This is a genomic window from Natronorubrum halalkaliphilum, from assembly GCF_009834785.1.
In the GTDB taxonomy this organism is placed as follows: domain Archaea; phylum Halobacteriota; class Halobacteria; order Halobacteriales; family Natrialbaceae; genus Natronorubrum; species Natronorubrum halalkaliphilum.
In genome coordinates this window covers 46,935-67,279 of record NZ_WUYX01000013.1, presented here as the reverse complement: position 1 = coordinate 67,279, position 20,345 = coordinate 46,935, and the positions used below count along the sequence as shown (strand labels likewise).

Here is a 20,345-nt window from a genome sequence, read left to right as displayed (position 1 = left end):
GGTTCGATGCGGCCGGTGGCCGCTCGAGGACCCGAATTCGAATTCGAATCGGACTCCGAATCCGAATATCGATCGTTAAAACGTCTCTTCGATGATTTCACCGACGGCGAAGTTCGATTTGACTTCCGTGACTTCGACCTTGACGCGCTCGCCGACGTCGGCTCCGGGGACGATGATGACATAGCCGCGCTCGACGCGAGCGATGCCGTCGCCTTGTTTGCCGATATCCTCGATTTCGACGTAGCGTGTTTCGCCGACGTCGACCGGGGGCTGTGGCTCCGACGGCGCAGTCTGTGGCTGTGCCGTCGCCTCCTCGGTATCGGTCGACTCATCCCGCGAGATGAGTGCGACCCGATACACCTCACCCGGGTCGATGTCGCCGGTTTCGACTTCTTGACGTGGTACTTCGATGACGTATCGGTCCTCCTCTGCTGAGACCTCCGTACTGAACAGACACAGGAGTTTTTCAGATATTTCCACAGGTAGACCCTCGATTTCACCTCTGTCGGGCCTCCATAATAGAACTACCGACCGAGAACCGTCATTTGCCGGCTGTGCGTTGATACTCGGCGCTCGATCGAGCCGATTGGGACTCGATTTCGAGTTAATCAGCGTGCTCGAGCGTCCGCGTCGTCATAAACTGCGCGAGATCGAACTCGGTCTCGAGGTCGGCGTCCGTCACCGAGTCGTAGGGGCGGTTGATGACGATATCGCCGGCGGTTCGGTCACCGACGCCGGGGATGGCGGTGAGTTCGTCCATCGAGGCGTCGTTGAGATCGAGCGGGTAGGGGACGCCGGTCACCGAGCGGTAGCCGTGGTCGACGACGGCGATATCGATCGTCCGTCCGAGCTCGCGTTCGCCCGGAATGCCGACGAGCAGCGGATAGGTTCCCAGTTGGCGGCCGAACGTCTTCCCGTCCTGGTGGTACTCGAGGTGAACGTCGGGGAGGACCGTCCCCGGCGGCGCGACGCGCTCGAGCATCGGCTGGTCGATTTCGTCGCGGACCTGGGTCTTGTAGCGCTTGAACAGCTGTTTGTGGTCGTTGGCGATTTCGGCACCGGTGTCGGACATGTCGGTGCCGTCGAAGGCCATCACTTGCCGGATGTTGATCCGCCGGAGCATGTAGCCCTCGTCGTAGACGCGCTCGAGGAACTCGAGGTTGCGCTCGTAGGTTTCCTCGCGCTCGCCCTTGAGACCGTGGAGGAGGTTGATGCCGGGCAGGAGTTTGGGAAGGCGGTTCGGTGCGTCGTCGCCGAAGGTCGGTGCCGATTCTTTGTCCCCGCCGGGTCGCCAGCCCGCTTCCTCGTTGACGATTCGGACCGCTTCGAAACACTCCTCGGCGGTGACGTTCAGGTTGTTCTCCTCCTGGACGACCGGATCGGCGGATTCGAGGCCGAACGCGGCCGTATCGCCCGCGGTGTTGTGCTCGGCGATGATCCGGATCCCCTCCCGGCTCCGTTCGGGCCAGTTCACGATCGTGATGGGGTTCATATTGTCGAGATGGAGCGTCTCGAGGTCCGGAGCGACCTCGCGGATGCCGCTGTAGAGCTGTCGCAGGGCGTCGGGGTTGGGGGCCTCGCCGTCGCCGCCGTAAGCGAGGATGTCGGCCTGGCGACCGATCCGGAAGTGCGTGACGCCGTAGTCCGACAGCGCGTCGACCTCGCCGACGACCGTCGGCGGCGGCCGGAACTCGGGGTTGCCGTACAGCGGCTCCGTACAGAACGAACAGCGGTACGCACAGCCACGGGAGGTCTCGAGTTCGCAGATGAGGTGGTCGGGATGGTTGGGGTGTTGCTCGACGATGAAGGCGCCCTCCTGAGCCCATCGGGACACCTCGTCGATGTCGCGCATTCGGTTACTAAAGCCCTCGAGACCGCTCTCGACGAGGTCGAAGACGGCGGCCTCGACGTCGCCTTTGGCGACGAAATCGAAGTCTAGATCCTGGCGCTCGGTTTCGGTCGCGCCGGCGTTTTCCTCACCGACGCCGAACTTGACGGGGCCGCCCATCAGGCTCGTGCCGGTCGCGGTCCAGGCCATCTTCCGGACTTCGTCGGGCTCGGCCGGCGTGCCGCCGACGTACTTGCCGGGGACGGTCATCCCCCCGAGGTAGATCAGCAGATCGGCCTCGTCGACGTCCCGCCACTGGTCGGGGTCGTCGCGCAGGCCGTCGATCGTGTGGTAGGTAATTCGCTCGCGGGGCACGCCCGCGTCAACGAGCGCGCCGGCCGTGTACCGCGGGTACGTCGAAATGTACGGCGGCACCCCGAAGTGGGCGGGCTCGTCGACGTAACCGTCGACGATCGTCACCGAGAGCGTCTCGGGGTCAGTCATGGCTTCGGGTAGCGCCTCGAGGGGTAAAACGGTGACTACACCGAACGAACCGTTTACCGGGGCGTGGGTCGGCGTCTCTGCTACCGGCCTCACTCCCGTGGAAAATCAGCGTGCCGTAACCCCGACGTTGATAGTCGTCGTGGCCCAACGAACGGGTATGCCACCGACCGAGGAACTCATCTGTACCGCCGAGGACTGCTTTCTCGACCTGTTCGAGAACCACTACACGTACGACAAGCCCGAAGATCTCGGGGTGACCGACCTCTCGTGTCCCGTTTGCGGCGGGAGTGACTGCCTCGAGCGGGTCGAATTGTAATTGATTGCGGGAGGCGTACTTATGTGAACGCCCAACTCGTCAGACGTTTATTTTGTTCCATCCAAAGGGATAAGAACGAGGGTATTGTAACCCGTGACAGGCCATGTCTCCACTGCTCCTCCCGGTCCCCAACGCGGTCCGCCCGACCGCAGCCAGCGCGAGACGCATCGACGCCAGAGGTGAGCCCGCGTGAGCTTCGGCGATCTCCGCAAATCGGTCGGTAACGCCCTCTATCGGCAGGTCGGCCGCGCAAACAGTACGCTTCAGAACCATCGGTCGCTCCCCGTCGACGTCCTGGAGAACGACACCTCCTACCAGGTCGTCTTCGACGCGCCGGGCACCGAACCCGACGACGTGCAGGTCCGCTACCTCGAAGGCAACGTCAAGATCCGGATCGATCGGTTCCGACAGTTCCGCGACGGCTACGAGATGCGGTTCCCCGGTCGCGGGATGGAACTCGACGGCGAGGCCGAACTGCCGGACGACGCCGTCGTCGATCCCGACGCGGGAACGGCGACGCTGACCGAAAACGGGACGCTTCGCATCGATATCCCGAAGGACTCCTCGTTCGACGCCGACGCCGACTCGAGCGCGGACGCGAAATCAGAATCGGAATCGGACACGGAAGCGGAGTCGACGGCCGAAGCCGACGGTATCGCCATCGACGACTGACCGCTCGCCCTGTTGCTCTGTAGTCGTTCGCGTCTCACTCGGAGAGCCCGTCGCTCGTTGTTGCGAGTACGAACCCGACGATCGCCGCGCCGACGCTCGGCGTCGTCACGACGTCGTCTCTCGAGCCGCATCAATCCCGTTGGGCCGCGCGTTCGAGGGTCGAAGTGGATGGGATAGAATCGACCGTCAGTGGTGTTCGGAGTCGGAATCAGCACCAGCGTCGATCGACATCCCGGCGACGATCTCGAAGGTCTCGTCGCCGTCGAACCGCGTCGGATCGAACGCGTCGATCCCGTCGCCGCCGAGGACCTGTTCTGCGAGGCGCTGGCCGATCGCCGGCGAACGCATGAAGCCGTGGCCCTGGAACCCGGTCGCGACGTACACGCCGTCCCGTAGCTCGCCGACCAGCGGGTCTCGGTCCGGCGTCGCCGTACAGAGCCCCGCCCAGGCGCGCTCGAGTTCGAGATCGACACCGGGAAGCCGGTGACCGACCCGCTCGAGCAGGTCCTCGGCGAAGTCGGGATCGGCGTCGCGGTCGTAGTCGTCGGGGTCGGCCTCGACGCGTTCCGTGCCGTCGCCCGCGAGGACGCCCGCCGGATGCGGCCGCAGGTAGAACTCGTCGGTCGCGTCGTAACACATCGGATCCTCGAGGTCGCCGCTCGCGACGAGCGCCTGGACCCGGTAAGGTTTCATCGCGATCGAGATGCCGGCGTCCGCGAGCAGCCGTTTGGTGTGTGCGCCGGCGGTGACGACCACGGCGTCGACCTCGCGTTCGGTGCCGTCCTCGAGGACGGCCCGCGGGGGATCGTGACGAATCTCGACGGGCGTGTCGGGCGCGAGGGTCGCGCCGGTTCCGGACGCGGCAGCGGCGAGACAGGCCGTGTACTGCGTGGGGTCGGTGTACCCCGCGCCGCCGGCGATCCCGGCCACGGCGACGTCGTCGGTTCGCAGCGACGGGAACCGGTCGGCGAGCGCGTCGGCGTCGGCCTCGAGGGCGACGACCCCATGTTCTTGCATTCGTGTGACGTGGCCGCGGATGGCGTCGGCTCGCTCGTCGTCGCCCTCGCGCGCGAGCCAGACGTAGGGACACTCGACGAACGGAAAGGTTTCGTCGCCCGACATCGCGCGGAAGCGCTCGATGGCATCGACGCCGATCTCGGCGTCGAGGGAGTCAGCGTAGGCGTCGTAACAGAGCCCGGCGGCGCGGCCGCTCGAGCCGCTCGCGATCTGGCCTTTGTCGTACAGCGTGACGTCCGCCCCCTCGCGCGCGAGGTCGTAGGCCGTCGTCGCGCCGACGGCACCCGCGCCGACGACGGCGATCTCGAGGCCCGCGCCCGCGTCGGTGAAGGCGTCCGCGCCGACGGCGAGTTCGGCTTTGGCTTCGGGTTCGTTCTCGTCTCCGCTCATTTGTGCTCACGCGCCCAGCAGTCCTCGAGCGGTCGCTCAGCGAGCCAGTCGAGCAGCGCGTGCAGGTGGTCTCGAGCGGCGTCGAACACCTGCGCGCCCTTTTCCGGATCGGCCTGAGTCGGCCGGCCGACCGCGCCGCTTTCGGAGAAATCGATCGTGTCGAAGCCGAGCGCAGCGCCGTGGACGGTCTCGCCCCACGCCTCGCTCGCGCCCGCCTCGGCGGCCTCGAGCGCGTCGGGATCGACGAGGTCCTCGCGAAGGTGCCAGAGCAGACTCGACTCCATCGCGTCGGCGTGGCCGCCCTCCTCGTCGAACAGGTCGTCGGCGAGGTCCTCGACGCTGTCCCACCAGTTCCACGGCGGCGCGAACGCGGTTCGGTCCTCGCGAAGGGTGCGGGCGGCCCGGCGCAGGGCGCTCGAGTTCCCGCCGTGGCCGTTGACGACGACGGCTTTGCGGACGCCGTGTTCCGCGAGGCTCGAGATCGTCTCCCCGACGTAGCGTTCGAACGTCTCCTCGGTCACGTACAGCGTGCCGTCGAACTGACGATGGTGTTCGCTGACGCCGACGGGAACCGTCGGCAGGACGACCGCATCGTCCCGGTCGCTGGCCGTCCGAGCGAACGCCTCGGCCGCCATGTGGTCCATGCCGAGGGCCAGCGCCGGCCCGTGCTGTTCGGTACTTCCCGTCGGAATCACCGCGACCTCGGCGTCCTCGAGTGCGTCGGCGGCGGTGGTCGTCGTGTGTTCGGCGAGCGGTGGCATACGGCCGATGGTGGGTTGGCCCGCCACTTACCTGTGTGTGATTCGGCACGTGGATTCGGTTTCGACTGTCCCGTCGGCGGAGAAATCAGGGGCTCGGCCGTTCGGTCTAGGCGGCTACTCGAGAAACGGCTCGAGACCCCGCGCCGGGTAGCCGACGACCGTCGTCGCGCCGGCCTCGCGGAGCGCGTCGGTCTGTTCGCGGACGTTCTCGGCGGGGCCGACGAGCGCGTAATCGCCCGCCGCCTCGAGCAGCACCGCTCGAGCGCGCCCGGTGGCGCTCGAATCGGTCGCCGCGCCCTCGGGCAGCGCCTTCGCGACCGGCCGCCGTCGCGCGGCGTAGGCCCCGACGGCGTCGAGGACGGTATCCTCGTCGTCGGTCAGGACTGTCGGCGCGTAGACGGCGACGTCGCCGTCGAACCCGGCCGCGCGCAGCGCCCGCAGTTCCCGGTCGGTCGTCCGCGAGAGCAGGTCGTACTGGGTCGCCCCGGTCGCCATCGCGATCCGTTCGACGTTCTCGGTGCCGACCCAGGCCTCGGGGTCGGACTCGAGGGCCGCGCCGAGTCGGGGGGCGACGGCCCGGTCGCGTTCGTCGTCGGTGAGGTAGGCGGGATGGCCCGCGACGAGCACGCGGCCGACCGCGTCCGGGAGGGACGCGGCCAGGGAATCGTCACCCAGCGGGTCGAACCCGTCCGCTCGGACGGGCGTCGTGACCAACACGTTCGCCTCGCTCGACAGCGCCGCGAGGGTCTCGGCGGGCGGCAGATGGTCGCGGCCCTCGTAGTCGATGGCGATCGTTTCGGCCGGCAGCGCCGTGGCGGCCGAGACGTCACACTCGGCGGGCTTGATCGCGACTCCATCCAATCCGGCACGGGCGACGGTACTCGTTGTTAGCATCGGAAGACTCACCTCGCGCGCGGGTAGTCGCATCCACCCTTCGCGCGACTCTAGCCGTCCTGTGAGACCTGCGCGCAAAAACCTGGCGTTCGGTGAGGATTTTGCGTTCGCCGGGGGGAGCAAGGGGTTTCGAGCGCGGACAGTCCCCGATTTCGGATCGTCATGGCGGCTGAAGATCGGGATCGCGAGTCCACAATCTACTCGTAGGAGGGGCTCCAGACTCAGCCTGTGAGCGTGGTTCCATGAGTTCGGTAAAGGGAGACTTCGGGCGAGGGCTCATCGTCATCGGACCCGTCCTCGTGACGCTGTTTCTCCTGTACATGCTCTACTCGTTTATCGCGAACGTGACGCCGGGAATCCTGCTCAACGCCGAAACCCTCGAGTCCGTCGTTCCCTGGCTCGGCGAAACCGCCCGCGAGCAACTGGCCGGCCTCCTTCGGGTGCTCTCGTTCATCGCCTTCCTGGCGGTCTGGATGTACGTCATCGGTCAGTTCACGGAGACGTCCGTCGGCGAACTCCTCGAGGGAATCGTCGACTACGCGGCGAATCGGGTCCCCGTTATTCGAGTGGTCTACAACGCGTCGAAAACGGCCTCCGAGACCACCTTCGGCTCGGGTGAGGCCCTCCAGACGCCGGTCAGACTCGAGACGTGGGACGGGTTTCGGATGACGGCGTTCAAGACGGGACAGACGACCCGGGACGGTCGGATCATGCTGTTTCTACCGACGTCGCCGAACATCACGACCGGATTCGTCCTGGAGGTCTCTCCCGACGAGGTGACCGAACTGGACGAAACCGTCGAAGAGGCCCTTACGCGGGTCGTCAGCGCCGGGTTCGGCGATGCAGACCACGCGGATACGAACCCGGACGGGGAGTCGCTGAACGTCATCGGTGAGTTCCAGCCCGATCAGAAGCGCCGACAGTAGGGCGAGTTGGCCTACAGCTGTGACCGATCGATCCGCTCGGGCGCTTCGAACGCCGTCGTCAACTCGAGCAACTGGACGAGAATGCGGCCGGTCGCGCCCCAGACGGTGGCGTCGCCGACGTGGAAGTAGTGGATGACGACGTCGCCGTAGTAGGGGTGGTCGCGGCGTTCGTACTCGTAGTTCGCCGGATCGAGCAGCTCCGACAGCGGCAGGACGACGATTTCGGCGACCTCGTGACCGTCCCGTTCGTACTCGCGGTCGGGGACGCGGGCGACGAACGGCGTCACGGCGTACTCCGTGATCGTCCGGATGTCGTCTAACTGACCGACGACTTCGGACTCGTGGGTCTCGAGGCCGATCTCCTCGTAGGCCTCTCGCAGCGCGGTATCCAGGATCGTCTCGTCGATCGGCTCGGCGCCGCCGCCGGGGAAGCTCATCTGGCCGGGATGCTCGCCGAGGTGGTCGGCCCGCCGGGTAAACAGCAGGTGTTCCTCGCCGTCGCGCTCGATGATCGGCGCGAGAACCGCCGCATCGTGTTCCTGGTCGTTGATTTCGAGCGGCTCGTGGTTCGCGACCGGCTCGAGGTTCATCGTCGTCCGTGTCATGCGATTACAGTCGTTCGCTCCCGGTTTCGGTTCGGTTCTTGCTCGCGTTCTCGTTCCCGGTCTCGCTCTTGTTCCTCCTCTCGCTTCCGTTCGCGTTCGCCCCTCCGTAGTCAGTCGGCCGCCCCTTCCGCGGCCCGGCGTTCGGGAAGATCATCACTCGAGGGCCGCCTCCAGTCGGTCTCGTTCGGCCGCGAGGTCGACGGGTGCCCACGCCTCGAGATCGTAGCTAACGTCAAGGAGGTGCCGAATCCGGTCGTCGTTGGCATCGCCGGCGTCGACGGCGTCCTCGATCGCCTCGACGAACCGTTCGCGGGCCGTCTCGCCGAGGGCCTCGCGGTCGAGTCGGCGCCGTTCGACGTCGAGGATGTGCGGAACGTCCTCCGCGTGTTCGGGCACCGACGGAAACGCCGTCGGGCCGGCGACCAGCAGCGACTGCCGCTCGCCATCCCGCGTTCGCACGTGACGAACGAGCGCGAACGACTCGAGGGCGTCGTCGATCGCCGCCTCGAGCGCCGTCTCGTCGACGGACTGGCCGTCGGCGCGGAACGCGGCTTCCGAGAGCGCCCGCTCGAGTTCCGGCCGCGTCAACCCGCCGAAGAGATCGACCACGCCTGCCAGTTCGTCGGCGGTCGCGTTCATACCCGCCACAACGAACGGTGGGCAGATTAGTCTTGTGCGCTGGTATCGATGCGGTCGGGCCGGCGTCGACCGTCACCGCCCGTCGACTGCCATGGCTGAGCCGCCGCGAGCACGTCGCTCGGCTCGAACGGCGCCTCGATCCACCGCGGGAGTCGTCGGTCGGCTCCGGGCGGCGCGATCGACTCGGCGTAGCGTGCGAGCTGGTCGCGTTCGCCCGCCGAGTCGTACGCGAGGCCGTTGAACGCCGCGTCGGCGGCGTACTGATCGATCAGCCGGTCGCCGGCCGCGAGGTATCGGTCCTGCAGCGTCTCGTAGTCGGGGTCGACGCCGTGTTCCTCGACGACCCGCAGCAGTTCCGCGGCGACCTCGCGGCTCATCCCCTCGAGGCCGGTCTCGCCCGTGACTGCGCGGTGGTCGTGTTCGTGGCGGCCGAGATCGACCTGTGCGGAGCCCTCGAACCCAGCGTACTCGAAGGCGTCGCCGAGGGTGCCGACCTCGAGGCCCCACGCCCGAGGGGCCCGGAGGTGACGAGCGAGGTCGGCGGTGGCGGCGAACTCGCCCGCGAGAGCGTACCGGAACGCGCCGAGATAGTCGAGGACGGCCGCGTCGTTGTCGGTCGCGAGCGTCCGGATAAGGGGGGCGTAGAACAGTCGGAACAGCCGGCCGTAGAGCTGGCCGTCCTCGACGCGGGCGTAGTACCCCTTCGAGAACTCGAACTGTGCGGTCAGCGGGGCGAGAAGCCGGTTGACGTGGTCGGCCTCGTAGCTCCGGGCGTCGGCGTCGTGGACGACGACGTACTCGCCGACCTCGGCGGCGGGCCCGAGCGCGAGCCAGACGTCTCGCCCCTTGCCAAAGCCGTCCGCCAGGCCGGCGCCGGCCAGGAGGTCCTCGACCGCGGGCGCGTTACACCAGCAGACTTGCGTCGGGAGGGCGAACGACTCGAGCCACTCGCGGACGGGGCCGATCTGGTCGGCGTCGGCGCGAACGGGGACGATAACGGCGGCCGGCGCGGGCTCGAGGCGCTCGAGTTCCGAGAGCACGCGGGCGGCGGCGGGGCTCTCGTGTTCGCGGCCGGTCATCGGAACGACGACGGCCGTCTCGGCGACCGCGTCGACGGCCGCGTCGGCGAGACGGGGCTCGGTCGACGGCCCGCCGAACTCGTGGAGCGTCGCGATCCGCTCCTGTACGTACTCCATCGGTGGAGTGTTCGGGCGAACCGGTAAAACGGCCACGACTCCGGCCAGATAGGTTCGGGTGGGGTGAGTCGGAGTGTGCGGCGATAGCTGAACGGATACGCTAACGCGACTGTCGGGGCAGCGTACCTGTTCGTCGTTCGTGAAATAGGGTTGTTACCCGCCGCCCTCGGCGACTCGCGCAGTCAGCGAAGGCGACAGATTACTCGTCGGTTCCCTGTCACCAGCGAACTGGAGGAAGCCATGGTCTTTTTCTCCCCCACCTTCGTAGGGGGGGAACATGCAATCAGTCCGGAAGGCACTTCGCAACGGCGACCTCGAGAAGGACACGTACGATCGACTCGTCTGTGGCGAGTGTGAAAAGCCCCTGAAGACCGAGAACGACCCGGATCAGATCAAGACCGTCCGCATCTGTCCGGACTGCGACGCAGAGTGGAAAGAGATTCGGTAGCGTTCTCATTTTGTAGCGCCGCCCGGGCTCTCGAGTCCGTCAGCCGTCCGCCGTAAGCGTCGGCCTCGCGGCTCGCTCGGTGAGGCGTGGGTCCGATGGAGCCGATATCGGCTGCGATGAGTTGTATGCCGATCGCTGCGCTCGATTTGATCGTGACGTGCTCGTGGCTGCTTCGTGGCGGCTGTCACAGTGCAGTTGGTCGTCGGTCCGTGGGGCGAGGCCCACCGTATCAGCTGTCCGTTCGGTTTGTATTGCATGGCAGAGCAGATTTTCACCTTGGAGGACGTTCTTGTATCCTCGTCGGGAATTACGAGTATGAAACGGCGGCCCCTCCTCGCGGGAATCGGCGCACTGACGCTGGCGGGCTGTCTCGGCGAGACCGACCCAACCGACGGCGAGACCGACAGCGAAGAACACGGCGAGAACGATACGGAAGGCGCAGAACTCGTTGAGAGCGAGTTGAGCCGGTCGGAGGTAGGCGAGAAACTCGAGGACGCGACGGACATCGAGTACGAGGAGGTACACGTTGCACGGACCCACGAGACGCCGCCGTGGGCGGTGGATAGGGAGAACCCCGCCGGCTACGCCGCCCTGTACGACTCGGCGGCTGACGCGACCGAGAGCCTGCCGTTCGAGGAGGTCGAAGCGGATCGAGAGGACGACCTCGAGGCGTTCATCGACGAGACAGACTTCGATGCGGCGCGGCTACTCTACGTCGTCGCCGTCGGACTCGGCACGAGCGACCTCACAACCGACGTCGATCAACTGGGGGTCCGCGACGGCGAACTCGTCGGGAGTGCCTCCGTTGGGAACGGCGACGAGGGCGACTCGATGAACATGTACGCGTCGACGCTGGTTCGCGTAACGCCCGACGGGGGCGGCCTCCCGGATCGGGCGACCGTGCTCGTACAGTCCCGCCAGGACCGGGAAATCGTCGTTGAGGCGACGAGCTAGTGGCGCTAGCCGCTTCGGAAGGACCGCGAGGAGTGCCACCGCACAGTGTCTCCCGGACTGCGTCCTCCCGCTGCTCGGTTTTCCCGAACCCCACCCGCTAGCACCGACTCGTGTCCATCACGTCCGATCAGGTGTGTACCGACGTTTAGCGAGACTCCAGCTTCCATTACCCCGGTGTCGGCCTCACTCGAGCGAGCGCGGCTCGAAACGGCTCGAGGCCGGGGTAGCCGTCTCGACGCCAGAGCACGAACGCGATCGCGGCGAGGACGAACTCCGAGAGGAAGTAGGGGTCGCCAAGCGAGTCCTGAAAGAGCTGGAGGACGCTCGGCGCGCCGGTTTCGTAGGGTTCGACCGGCGTCACCGGCCAGAGGAGGTGCTCCGCGCTGGCGGTGTCTCCCCAGAGCGCTGGCAGGGCGTCGACCAGCGAGTGTGAGAGCGCCCCGATCGCGAAGGCGATCCCGTACTCGCTGCGGCCGTAGCGGCTGGCGAGTGCGTAGACGGCGATCGAGAGCGGGGCTAACACGAGCAACGAATGGGCGAGCGTTCGTCCCGTCGGGATGACCCCCAGATACCACGCCAACGGCTTATCCACGAGATCGGGGAACTGGCTGCCGAAGACGAGCACCAACACCGGAATATGTGCCGGCGGAGCGTCGAATCGGGCTCGAGTCGCGACCGTGTAACAGAGGTACGCGACGGCGGCGTGTCCGAGTGGCCACATTACGTCGGGGTGATGTGTGGGCGGAATATAACTGGCGCGGTTGGACGTCGTCGCTAGAGGGTGGCGCGGTGTGGCGGTTACGCGCACGGAGCGGTTTCGAGGGTGTCGTTACTCGAGCCTGCTGGTGCTTGAGCCTGTAGTCATTCGAGGGTGCAGTTACTCGAGCCTACAGTTAGTCGATCGTCGACGAGTCCGTTCCGGTCGCGCCCTCGGAATACCGAGCGACCGCCCAGACGAGAGCTGCGCCGAGCCCGGCGACGGCCGCCGGCCAGCGGTCGCTGCTCAGGAAGAGCCCGCCCGCGGGCGGTCGGTACTCGGTCAGCGGCCAGAAGACGGCGTAGGCTTCCCCCGTCGGCGTCATAAGCAACACGTCGAGGACGTGGTGGGACAGCGCGCCGATCGCGAACAGGACGATCGCCTGTGCTCGGTACTCGGGAGCGAGCAGGAGCGATCCGAGGGCGATGACGAGGACGGAGCCGCCCAGCGTGTGCAACGGCGACCACGAAAACGGCACGCCGAGCAGCGCCGATGCGAGGCCGTCCGGGATCAGCAATTGGATCTTGACGAAATCCGGCGAGAGCGCGCCGATCATCACCAGCGTGACGTGGGCCGGTCGGAGTCGCTCGTAGCGGATCGAGAGGAGCGTGCCGATGATGTAGCCGACGAGCACGTGGGTGAGCAGGTCAGGCACGGCGCTCGCCTCCGTCAGCGTTGACAGGGTGGTCCGACGGGTTCGCACGCCGATCGTCTTCCCCGTGGTCTCTCGAGGCTCGCCGGTCGGCTTCGGAGGACTGCGCTCGCGGGACGAACGCGAGCGTCTCCCGATCGAAGCGCCAGCCGCGGACGAACCGGCCGGCGACCCAGAGGCCGGCGATCGCCGACACGACGAGCATGTACCTCGTCTCGGCCCGTTGGCGGGTCGTCGTTCGTTCGACGACCAGCGTCGACTCGTCCTCGAGCGTGCCGAAGGCGGTCACGCGGTCGCCTTCGTCGAGCGGGCCGTCGGCGTTCTGGAGGCGTTCGTCCGCACCGACGAGCGTGAACTGTCCGTACCCGCTGGCGCGGGTCGCGATCACGACGGGGTCGGTGTCGACGACTTGCCCGCCAAGGGAGACTTGCTCGCCGACGTACGACTCGGGCGCTGGCGTCACCTCGACTTCGTCCGGATACGCGCCGTCGATCGGGTCCCCGGGCGTCGCGCCCGCCCAGAGCAGACACCCGCCGAGGAGGGCTGCGAGAACGACTGCAGCGAGGATCCGCCCGCGCTGGCCTGCCGGAAGCGACTGCATTGATTCTCTCGAGAACAGCGATTAGCCGAACGAAAGGTCTTGTGTTCTGCTCGTCGCTTCGGCGCGCGCGTGGCGATCTCTCGAGGGCGCGCCTGGAGACGGATCGGCGTTCGATTCGGTCGTTGGGACTCGGTGACCCGACCGCACGACGGTACCGCCGTTTCAGACGTGCGATAGGAGGGGTGTGGTGTTCTCTCACCCGGCCCGGTTCCGGACTGTCGTTTCGTCGTGAAACGGACGTTCGGCGGCCGACGACCGCAACTCCTGGCTACCGTGACCTCGGCCGACTGTCACGACAGACCTATATAATGTTACTCCAACAGGAGTGGCATGTCAGTTTCGAGGCGACGGCTGATCGCCGCCGTCACCGGCGCGCTGTCGGCGATCGGGCTGACGGGCTCGGCGTCCGCCGGCGAGACGGAAACGGGGTGGGGCGAGGGGTCGTGGGGAGCCGGACCGTGGGGCGGGACGACGTCCCAGGACTGTTTCATCGCGACCGCCGCCTACGGCTCGGCCGATCACGATCGCGTCCTCGAGTTACGCGAGTTCCGCGACCGCGTTCTGGCCCGGCGCGCGCTCGGCCGACTGTTCATCCGAACCTACTACCGAATCAGCCCGCCGATCGCGCGATGGATCGGCCGCAGCGAACGACGAAAGCGACTGACGCGGCGGTACCTAATCCGCCCGGTCACGAGGCTCACGACTAATGTCTGAGGACAAGAACCCGACCCAGAACCACGACCTGCCACGTCCCGTCCCCGGTTCCTACGAGGGGAACTGGGGCGAAGACGTAATGAACGACGACATGACCGCGAAACTCGAGGCGAAACTCGTCGCTCGAGATCGCGAAGCGAACAAAGGCGAGTACGAACCGTACGCGGACGCGATCTTCATCGCGACGGACACCGGCCGCGTCTTCGACGGGAACGGCTCCGAATGGGTCCGTGCCACCAGGAAGTACGAGACGGTGGCTTTCGAATCGGGGGTCGGAGATGTCCTCGACGTCGTCCACGGACGAACCGCGGAGACTCCCGTGTGGAACGTCGAGGCTCACGGAATCGACGGCGACGGTACCACCGAGGTCGGAGGGGACGTACACGACCTCCTCGAGACGGTCGACGAAGCGGGCGGCGGCGTCGTGTACTTCCCGCCGGGGCGATATCTCCTCGAGCGCACGCCGCTGATCGGCGACGATACGCTGTTGCTGGGCGCCGGCCGCTCGACCGTTTTCGAAGGGCCACGCCCCGACGGCGACGAAGGACGGGCGCTGTTCTCCAACCGGGGCTACGACGAGACGGGGTACGACGGCGCGTCGAACTGGGGCATTCGGAACGTCCGAATCGACGCGCCGGAGGCGAACGGCGTTCTGCCCGCCCACGCGGCGAACGTCCGACTGGAGAACATCTACGGCGACCGGATTTACTACCATCACATCGATATCGTGTCGTCGAAAAACGTCGTCGTGGACGGTTACTGGGCGACCCGCGGCGGGGAGCACGAGATAGACGCGCCGTTTCAGCTCGACAATCAGAACGAGGGTACGGAAGCGAACGGGATACAGGACGGAGACAGGTACGCACGCGTCGAAGACGACGGCACTCCAACCAGAAACTGCACTCTCACGAACTTCGAGATCGATCCGGAGAACGGCGCGGAGTACGGCGTCCACATCCACCGCGACGGGAACGAGTCGATCACGATCGAAGACGGGTACATCACCGGCTGTCGGGATTCGGCTATCAGGGCCGATACCGGCGGGCTGCTCGAGGACCTGACCGTCGACGGCGTCTCGTGTATCGACAACGCGCGGGGAATTTCGCTGGGGCATATCGAGAGCGGTCGACGGGAGTTGACGATCAGCAACGTCACGATCAGGACCGACGACGAGGGGCTGGCTGCCGGATCGGGGCTGTACGCGAGCGGCTTCGACGGCGCCGAACTCTCCAACCTAAGCGTCGACGGGGCGTTTACGAACGCGATCCTCTTCGACGACATGGATGACTTGAAAATGAGCAACGTGACGGCGAGCGGCGCGGACAATCAGGCGTTTCGCTTCCGGGAGAACGTCGACGTGACGCTGACGACCGCCCGAGCGGCCGATTGTGGCACCGTCGGCATTTACGCGGGCCCCGACAGTAGCGTCGCCTACGGCGGCGTCGCGTTCGACGGCGTCGGAACTCGAACGGCCACTGGAGACCCCGACGACGACACCGACGGGGACGTCGGCGAGTTTCGAGCGTGGACTACGTCCCCGCCGTCTTCGTAACCAGCGCCGTTTGTGGCCGGCTGTGACGGACGACCGTTGTGTGGCAGCGAGACGCTGTTTTGGGGACTCGAGACGCAGGGTTCGAGATTTGAGACCGGAGACGAGCGATCGGGGCCGGAACTCGAGAGTCGAGGTCAGAGACTCGGAACTCGAGCCGGCGACGAAAGCTCTAGGCCCGCGGCATCCGAAGCGTAAGGAGCGTCACGACCCCGACGAGGACCGCCAGCAGCAGGTACCCTTCGTCGAAGTAGCCGCGCTCGGCGACCGCGCCGAAGAAAACCGGGCCCCCGGCCCCCAGTATCGCGGCGCTCGAGCGGATCACGCCCAACCCGGTGCCCTGAATATCCGGCGGGATCGTATCGGCGAGGTACGACTGCGTGATCGCTCCCGAGCCCAGCATCGTACTGATGAGGACGGTGATCCCGACGATCGGCCAGAACCCCTCGGCGAACGGAAGCGCGGCGAGTCCGACGATCGAGCCGGCGAGGACGAGCGGCAACGAGCCGCGGAGGCCGATCCTGTCGTAGGCCGCTCCGGCCAGCGGCTTGGCGACGACGCCGACGGCGAAGAACAGCCCGAACAGGCCGCCCGCCGTCGTCGTCGAGAACCCCTTCACGTTGACCAGGTACGTCGGGTAGAACGCCGAAAACGTCTGCCAGACGAAGATAAACAGGAAGAGAATGACGGCCATCGTGCCCATGGCCGGCGTGCGGAGTTCGCCGAGTACGTACCTGATGCTCTCGACCGAAAGCGTGTCGACGGCGCTGTCGGCCGGTTCGTGTCTCGGCAAGACCAGCCAGATGACGATCGCGGTGACACAGAGCAGCGGCAGCACGAACCCCAGTCCGAGCTGCCAGGCGACCGCCACTGCGAGGGCGCTCGCGACCGGCGGGAGGATCGTCTGCCCGATATCGCCCGACGCCATGGTGACGCCTAAGGCGCGTCCGATCCGATCGGGATAGAGATCCGACAGGGCCGTGATTCGGGCGATCGGATACTGCGAGAGCCCCAGCCCGACGAGCGCGGTCGCCGCGAACAGGACGACTGCCGTCGGCGCGAGGAGGACACAGCCCACGCCGACGACGACGAGGGTGACGCTCGCGGTCAGCACCTTTCGCTCGCCATGTCGATCCGCGAGCACCCCGCCGGGGACCTGCCCGACGGCGTAGCCGAGCCAGATGATGGTCACGAGCAGCCCGGCGGTGGTGAGCGTGAGCCCGAAATCCTCGCTGAAGTAGGGGAGCAACACGGGGTAGATCATGCGAGTCCCGTTGAGCAACCCCCAGCCGAGCGCGATCGCGATCAGCGTCTTTCCGGTGCCGCCCGCCCACAGGCCGCTCACCTCTCGACGCACCCGCAGTAACCGGTCCATCAGCAGTTTCGTGTTCGAAGGAGGCGTTCGGCTCGAGGAAATCGTTTCGCCTTGATCCGAGCGGTCGAGGGAGCCTGGAGGGGCGTGAGGTGGGTGACTCGAGAGGGCGTGAGGCGAAGACTACCGGAACATGTTCCGCGCCTGCATGGGCTCTTCCTGCTGGTCCTGGTCCTGAGCTTGCTGTAACTGCTGTGCGACCTGCTGTTTTTGCGTCTGGATCTCCGCCGCTTGCTCGCGGAGTTCCTCGGTGTCGATCTCGAACTCGACGAGCGGCTCGAGCGCGTTCTCGATCACCGACCGTGCCGCGGCCGGATCCGGGAGGCGCGGGTTCGCTCGGACGAGCAGGAGTGCGACGGGTACGTCCGCCTGATAGCACGCTGTCACGAGCGCGCCGGTCACGCCGCCGACGGCACCGGTTCCCTCCGCGAGTTCGATGCCGGCGTCCTCGAGTTGCGTCTTCAGGTCCTCGGTCGTCGCCACGCCGACCACCTCGCCCTGTTGCTCTTCGGACTGAGCGGGCGCGCCGGCGAGAAAGATCGCGCGGCCGAAGTCCGCGACCAGCTCCGCGAGGACGCACTGGCCCAGTTCGGTGAAGGCGTCCTCCGGAATCGGAACGTCGCTCTGGAGGGTCAACACGTCGGGCTCGGTACCTCCGTAGACGCGGACCGTATCCTGGACCAGACCGTCCGCGAACGACGTCACGGGCGGAAAGCGCTCGGACCGTAGCGATCCGTACTGCTCGAGGCCCAACTGGTCGGTGATCTGATCGACGGCGATCGAGGCGACCAGCCCGTGGCCCGGCAGCCCTTCGATCAGCGTCGGTGCCTCCGCCTCGATCTCCGTCGAGCGGTGAAATGTCACCGCGGACGTATCGTCGGTCATACCCGGCGACCTACACCGGCCCGTTACAAATGTATCGGGGTGGAGCGTACGCCCTGGGGTCGAGTCGGCGGGACGTCGATGTCGGCCAGCAGTAGGGTACGGTGTCAGGTTCCGATCAGAACGGCGTCCCGTAGGAACCTGCTGGCGGAGAGTCGGTCTCGAGGACGGCTCCCATTCGGGCCGTTCGAGCGAGACGGTCGTCTCGCAGCGGACGGCTGAGGCAGGTGTGGGCCGCTCGCGGGAGGAGTTACAGCTCCCGTTCGAACGGATCCCGATCCTGACAGCACACTCACCCGAAACCGACTGTCACTCGCTAAAACATAGATGGGATTTTATATATCTGGTTCGAGCATCCAGACACGATGTACGATCTCACGGGATTCCAGCGCGATCTCCTGTACGTGATCGCCGGGCAAGACGAACCGCACGGACTCGCGATCAAGGACGAACTCGAGGACTACTACGAGAAGGAGATTCACCACGGGCGCCTCTATCCGAACCTGGACGACGTCGTCGACAAGGGACTCGTCGAGAAGGGGACCAAAGACCGACGGACCAACGTGTATTCGATCACGCGACGCGGCCGACGAGAGATCGAAGCGCGGCGGGAGTGGGAAGACCAGTACGTCGACTTCGACCACGAGTGAGACGGATCGTTTCCGCTGTTCCCGCTGTTTCCGCGGCGAGAGCGACGTCCAGAGACGGTCGGTACTCGGCCAATACGCCTAAATAACAGTTCATGGTGGTACCACGCATGAATGACAGCACGGATGAATGTATCTCTCTGTTACTCGTCGACGACGATTCGGCGTTTCTCGATCTCGCGACGACGTTTCTCGCTCGAGTCGACGACCGGTTCTCGATCCGATCGACGACCGATCCGTGCGAGGCGGTCGCGATAGTTCGCGACGCGGAGATCGACTGTCTCATCAGCGATTACGATATGCCCGGCACGAACGGGCTGGAGCTCCTCGATATCGTTCGGGAGGCGCGTCCGAACCTGCCGTTCATTCTCGTCACCGGCACGGGAGAGGAGGCGCTCGCATCCGAGGCGATCCGGGCCGGCGCGACCGACTACCTGCAGAAAGATCACGGCAGCGACTACTACACGGTCCTCGCGAACCGTATCGAAACCGCCGTGGAAAAGCGCCGGGCCGAACGGTGTGCCCGCGAGTGCGAACTCGCGACGAGTGCCGCTTCGGACGCGTTTTTCAGGCTCGGCGTCTCGAGCGAAACGCTGACGCTTCGGTCCGGATTCGAGCAGTTCGGTTACACGGTCGACACGACCGATCTGGACTGGTGGTTCGAACGCGTCCATCCCGACGAACGAGCGGGTCTTCGCGAGGCGTACGCGGCGGTGAAAGCGCGAGAGGAATGGGCGTTCGACGACCTTGAGGACGATCGCGGTCGATTCTCCGGAACGGTTCGCTGGCGCTGTGCCGACGATTCGTTCGTCACCTGTCAGTTGCGCGGGATCGCCGTCTACGGGAACCCAGAGCCCAGGATCGTCGGCACAATGACCGACATCACGGAGCGCAAGGAACACGAACGAGCCCTGACGGCGCTCAACGATGTCGCGGTCGATCTCGGCACCTACGACACGGTCGAGGGGATCTGCGAACGGAGCATCGAGGCCAGCCAAGCGATCCTGCAGTTCGACCTCAGCGTGATCGATATCGAAGAGGAGGGCTACCTCTCGAAGGCGGCCATCTCCGAGGACCTGCCGGAGATGTACACGATCGCGATGCCGGTCGAGGAGGGGATCGCCGGGAAGACGTATCGGACCGGCGAGTCGCTCCTGATCGACGATATCGACACGCATCCCGAAGCGAACCCCAAGGGGCCGTACCGATCGGCGCTCAGTATTCCCATCGGCAGCCACGGCGTCTTTCAGGCGGTCTCCGAGGATCCGAACGCCTTCGACGACACCGATCTCGATCTGGCGGAGCTGCTGGTCAGTCACACGGCGAGTGCGCTCGATCGCCTCGAGCGCGAACAGCAGTTGCGCCACCAGAACGAGCGCCTCGAGGAGTTCACCCGGATCATCTCTCACGACCTGCGGAATCCGTTGAACGTGGTCGACGGCTATCTCGAACTCGCCCGCGAGGAGTACGACTCATCGGAACTGGACGAAGCCGCGGCGACGCTCTCTCGAATGGAGGCGATCCTGGAGGATACGCTGACGCTGGCCCGGAGCGGACGGGTCGTCGCCGAGATGCAGTCGGTGGCACTCGACGACATCGCGGGGGACTGTTGGCAGAACGTGGCGACCGCGTCGGCCACGCTCGAGGTTTCCACGACGACGGAGATCCGCGCCGATCCCGGCCGACTTCGGCACGTCTTCGAGAATCTGTTTCAGAACGCGATCGACCACGGCGGCTCCGACGTCACCGTCCGCGTCGGCGATTTCGACGGCGGCTTCTACGTCGAAGACGACGGCGCGGGAATCCCCGAAGATCGCCGCGAAGACGTGTTCGAGTCGGGATACACCGACGCCGACGGCTCCGGGTTCGGGCTCGCCATCGTCCGGCGGATCCTCGAGGCCCACGGCTGGGACGTACACGTTACGGACGGGACCGACGGCGGGGCTCGATTCGAGGTTTTTGTGAGCGACGGGTCGAATTGAGGGGTTTGGATCGACCGTCTGCGTTCAACGTGGGTTCGG

At 66.2% G+C, this 20,345-nt stretch carries 23 protein-coding genes; 9 read left to right on the top strand and 14 right to left on the bottom strand.

Annotated elements, in window-relative coordinates:
* Nucleotides 1-75 precede the first annotated feature (75 nt).
* On the bottom strand, nucleotides 76-480 hold the full coding sequence (locus GS429_RS02815; RefSeq protein WP_328821211.1) for a TRAM domain-containing protein: 405 nt from the start codon (nucleotides 478-480) through the stop codon (nucleotides 76-78).
* A 124-nt stretch (nucleotides 481-604) separates the two neighbouring features.
* Nucleotides 605-2,332 (bottom strand): radical SAM protein, encoded by a 1,728-nt coding sequence (locus GS429_RS02810; RefSeq protein ID WP_160062501.1) that lies wholly within the window; start codon nucleotides 2,330-2,332, stop codon nucleotides 605-607.
* Nucleotides 2,333-2,489: 157 nt separating this feature from the next.
* On the opposite strand from GS429_RS02810, the gene GS429_RS21700 reads away from it, so the two are divergent.
* Nucleotides 2,490-2,648: a DUF7559 family protein gene (locus GS429_RS21700; protein ID WP_201293946.1), complete on the top strand. Its 159-nt coding sequence runs from the start codon at nucleotides 2,490-2,492 to the stop codon at nucleotides 2,646-2,648.
* A gap of 189 nt (nucleotides 2,649-2,837) precedes the next feature.
* Entirely contained in the window at nucleotides 2,838-3,320 is a 483-nt protein-coding gene (locus tag GS429_RS02805; RefSeq protein ID WP_328821210.1) for an Hsp20/alpha crystallin family protein, read from the top strand.
* A gap of 186 nt (nucleotides 3,321-3,506) precedes the next feature.
* Here the strand turns inward: GS429_RS02805 and GS429_RS02800 are convergent, their stop codons facing one another.
* The 3 genes from GS429_RS02800 to GS429_RS02790 all read right to left on the bottom strand — a co-directional run bounded on the left by GS429_RS02800 (nucleotide 3,507) and on the right by GS429_RS02790 (nucleotide 6,382).
* A complete protein-coding gene (locus GS429_RS02800; protein ID WP_160062499.1) occupies nucleotides 3,507-4,727 on the bottom strand; it encodes an NAD(P)/FAD-dependent oxidoreductase in 1,221 nt (406 codons plus the stop codon).
* Nucleotides 4,724-5,488, bottom strand: a complete 765-nt coding sequence (locus GS429_RS02795; RefSeq protein ID WP_160062497.1) for a creatininase family protein — start codon at nucleotides 5,486-5,488, stop codon at nucleotides 4,724-4,726. Before GS429_RS02795 ends, GS429_RS02800 begins: the two co-directional genes overlap by 4 nt.
* Nucleotides 5,489-5,602: 114 nt before the next feature.
* Nucleotides 5,603-6,382: a DUF7388 family protein gene (locus tag GS429_RS02790; protein ID WP_160062495.1), complete on the bottom strand. Its 780-nt coding sequence runs from the start codon at nucleotides 6,380-6,382 to the stop codon at nucleotides 5,603-5,605.
* A 242-nt stretch (nucleotides 6,383-6,624) separates the two neighbouring features.
* Here GS429_RS02790 and GS429_RS02785 point away from each other — a divergent pair, with 242 nt between their 5' ends.
* The gene (locus GS429_RS02785) at nucleotides 6,625-7,308 is read left to right on the top strand and encodes a DUF502 domain-containing protein (RefSeq protein WP_160062493.1); all 684 of its coding nucleotides are present in this window, start codon (nucleotides 6,625-6,627) and stop codon (nucleotides 7,306-7,308) included.
* An 11-nt stretch (nucleotides 7,309-7,319) separates the two neighbouring features.
* Here the strand turns inward: GS429_RS02785 and GS429_RS02780 are convergent, their stop codons facing one another.
* From GS429_RS02780 to GS429_RS02765, 4 genes are read right to left on the bottom strand one after another with little or no spacing between them, the layout of a single operon-like run.
* Nucleotides 7,320-7,913, bottom strand: a complete 594-nt coding sequence (locus GS429_RS02780; RefSeq protein WP_160062491.1) for an NUDIX hydrolase — start codon at nucleotides 7,911-7,913, stop codon at nucleotides 7,320-7,322.
* 4 nt (nucleotides 7,914-7,917) lie between these two features.
* The gene (locus GS429_RS02775) at nucleotides 7,918-8,067 is read right to left on the bottom strand and encodes a hypothetical protein (protein WP_160062489.1); all 150 of its coding nucleotides are present in this window, start codon (nucleotides 8,065-8,067) and stop codon (nucleotides 7,918-7,920) included.
* Nucleotides 8,067-8,552, bottom strand: a complete 486-nt coding sequence (locus GS429_RS02770) for a DUF7109 family protein (protein ID WP_160062487.1) — start codon at nucleotides 8,550-8,552, stop codon at nucleotides 8,067-8,069. Before GS429_RS02770 ends, GS429_RS02775 begins: the two co-directional genes overlap by 1 nt.
* Nucleotides 8,553-8,578: 26 nt before the next feature.
* Complete coding sequence (locus GS429_RS02765) at nucleotides 8,579-9,748, bottom strand: glycosyltransferase family protein (protein WP_160062485.1); 1,170 nt, start codon at nucleotides 9,746-9,748, stop codon at nucleotides 8,579-8,581.
* A 277-nt stretch (nucleotides 9,749-10,025) separates the two neighbouring features.
* Between GS429_RS02765 and GS429_RS21695 the strand changes: the two genes are divergently transcribed.
* Entirely contained in the window at nucleotides 10,026-10,196 is a 171-nt protein-coding gene (locus GS429_RS21695; RefSeq protein WP_201293945.1) for an HVO_0758 family zinc finger protein, read from the top strand.
* 315 nt (nucleotides 10,197-10,511) lie between these two features.
* On the top strand, nucleotides 10,512-11,150 hold the full coding sequence (locus tag GS429_RS02760) for a hypothetical protein (RefSeq protein WP_160062483.1): 639 nt from the start codon (nucleotides 10,512-10,514) through the stop codon (nucleotides 11,148-11,150).
* A 166-nt stretch (nucleotides 11,151-11,316) separates the two neighbouring features.
* Here the strand turns inward: GS429_RS02760 and GS429_RS02755 are convergent, their stop codons facing one another.
* The 3 genes from GS429_RS02755 to GS429_RS02745 form a co-directional block, all read right to left on the bottom strand.
* Complete coding sequence (locus GS429_RS02755; protein WP_160062481.1) at nucleotides 11,317-11,871, bottom strand: metal-dependent hydrolase; 555 nt, start codon at nucleotides 11,869-11,871, stop codon at nucleotides 11,317-11,319.
* Between the two features lie 172 nt (nucleotides 11,872-12,043).
* Nucleotides 12,044-12,562, bottom strand: coding sequence for a metal-dependent hydrolase (locus GS429_RS02750; RefSeq protein ID WP_328821209.1), 519 nt, complete (start codon nucleotides 12,560-12,562; stop codon nucleotides 12,044-12,046).
* On the bottom strand, nucleotides 12,555-13,160 hold the full coding sequence (locus tag GS429_RS02745) for an OB-like fold-containing membrane protein (RefSeq protein WP_235920716.1): 606 nt from the start codon (nucleotides 13,158-13,160) through the stop codon (nucleotides 12,555-12,557). The genes GS429_RS02750 and GS429_RS02745 overlap by 8 nt, the downstream gene beginning before the upstream one ends.
* A gap of 330 nt (nucleotides 13,161-13,490) precedes the next feature.
* Here GS429_RS02745 and GS429_RS02740 point away from each other — a divergent pair, with 330 nt between their 5' ends.
* Both GS429_RS02740 and GS429_RS02735 read left to right on the top strand, forming a co-directional pair.
* Nucleotides 13,491-13,874: a CFI-box-CTERM domain-containing protein gene (locus GS429_RS02740; RefSeq protein WP_160062479.1), complete on the top strand. Its 384-nt coding sequence runs from the start codon at nucleotides 13,491-13,493 to the stop codon at nucleotides 13,872-13,874.
* Nucleotides 13,867-15,426 (top strand): glycosyl hydrolase family 28-related protein, encoded by a 1,560-nt coding sequence (locus GS429_RS02735; protein WP_425438174.1) that lies wholly within the window; start codon nucleotides 13,867-13,869, stop codon nucleotides 15,424-15,426. Before GS429_RS02740 ends, GS429_RS02735 begins: the two co-directional genes overlap by 8 nt.
* A 169-nt stretch (nucleotides 15,427-15,595) precedes the next feature.
* Here GS429_RS02735 and GS429_RS02730 read toward each other — a convergent pair whose 3' ends face one another.
* Both GS429_RS02730 and GS429_RS02725 read right to left on the bottom strand, forming a co-directional pair.
* Nucleotides 15,596-16,798: an MFS transporter gene (locus GS429_RS02730; RefSeq protein WP_160062477.1), complete on the bottom strand. Its 1,203-nt coding sequence runs from the start codon at nucleotides 16,796-16,798 to the stop codon at nucleotides 15,596-15,598.
* Between the two features lie 120 nt (nucleotides 16,799-16,918).
* Entirely contained in the window at nucleotides 16,919-17,680 is a 762-nt protein-coding gene (locus GS429_RS02725) for a proteasome assembly chaperone family protein (RefSeq protein WP_160062475.1), read from the bottom strand.
* A gap of 362 nt (nucleotides 17,681-18,042) precedes the next feature.
* Here GS429_RS02725 and GS429_RS02720 point away from each other — a divergent pair, with 362 nt between their 5' ends.
* Nucleotides 18,043-18,327: a PadR family transcriptional regulator gene (locus tag GS429_RS02720; RefSeq protein WP_160062473.1), complete on the top strand. Its 285-nt coding sequence runs from the start codon at nucleotides 18,043-18,045 to the stop codon at nucleotides 18,325-18,327.
* 107 nt (nucleotides 18,328-18,434) lie between these two features.
* Nucleotides 18,435-20,306 (top strand): hybrid sensor histidine kinase/response regulator, encoded by a 1,872-nt coding sequence (locus GS429_RS02715; protein ID WP_160062471.1) that lies wholly within the window; start codon nucleotides 18,435-18,437, stop codon nucleotides 20,304-20,306.
* The last annotated feature ends 39 nt before the right edge of the window (nucleotides 20,307-20,345 follow it).